We start from the raw sequence: 235 nt of genomic DNA, 5'->3' as shown, positions 1-235 counted from the left end.
GAAAACCGCCCGGCACCAGGCCGTCCAGTCTTCGACGGTTTCGCCGAAGGCAAGCTCAAGCCGCCAGCCGCCGGCGGCTTTTGCCAGCGCCCAATAGGCGGCGTCGGGCGTAGCGGGTTTTGTGGCGGAGACGGCGAAACCGTAATGGGTGGCGCGGAAGGGCCGGACGGCGACGGCAACGTTCTTCGACGCCGGTTGACCAGAAATGGGGTCGGTTACCGGCGCGACCACGGCG

Annotated in this window: 1 protein-coding gene; it reads right to left on the bottom strand. The window is 68.1% G+C overall.

Translation table 11 applies throughout. From position 1 onward, the window contains the following. On the bottom strand, positions 1-235 hold a 235-nt coding region (locus EOD29_RS35045; protein ID WP_164764103.1), incomplete at both ends, for a hypothetical protein.

Origin of the sequence: Mesorhizobium sp. M1A.T.Ca.IN.004.03.1.1, assembly GCF_003997555.1 — a bacterium.
Lineage (GTDB): Bacteria > Pseudomonadota > Alphaproteobacteria > Rhizobiales > Rhizobiaceae > Mesorhizobium.
The sequence above is the reverse complement of the archived record's forward strand: the minus strand, read 5'-3'. Positions and strand labels throughout refer to the sequence as shown.